Raw genomic sequence first — 488 nt, forward strand, 5'->3', positions numbered from 1 at the left:
CACCATCACGTCGCGGCGATCCCGGACAAAGGCCGTGCCGCCGGGATCACGCCATGAAGGCGGCAAGGCGGCCGAAAGCGGCATATCGGCATCCGTGCCGGAAATCGAGGTTCGACGCGGCGCCACGACACGGGCCAGGAATTCACGCCTGAGCACCTCGTCCGTTTTCGTCACGGTTTGTGCCCCCGCGCCGAATTTTTCGTACCACCAGCCATCGGTGCCGGTGCCGGTGTCGTCGGGGTTGATCCACACCGTGCGCTCCCAGGCGACGTAGCGCGAACCGATCAGCACCTTGTTGCGGACGTCGTTGAGCCGGCCGAACATCGCCATCGCCAGGAACCCGATGACGAACACCAACGCGAGCCCGGCCACCATCTCGACCATCGCCTGGCCGCCCTGCCGGCGCACGATGCTTCGCATTCCACATGTTTTCATCTGGCTTCCCCGCGGCTTGACGCATCGCTCGCGGAAGCACGCATGGCATCCGG

The 488-nt window shown here is 65.6% G+C and carries 1 pseudogene; it reads right to left on the bottom strand.

The window, feature by feature from the left end:
- Positions 1 to 420, bottom strand: a pseudogene (locus tag HWY05_RS37805) (hypothetical protein); the annotation flags it as partial.
- Between the last annotated feature and the right edge of the window lie 68 nt (positions 421 to 488).

It is taken from the genome of Paraburkholderia sp. BCC1876, assembly GCF_902833695.1.
In the GTDB taxonomy this organism is placed as follows: domain Bacteria; phylum Pseudomonadota; class Gammaproteobacteria; order Burkholderiales; family Burkholderiaceae; genus Paraburkholderia.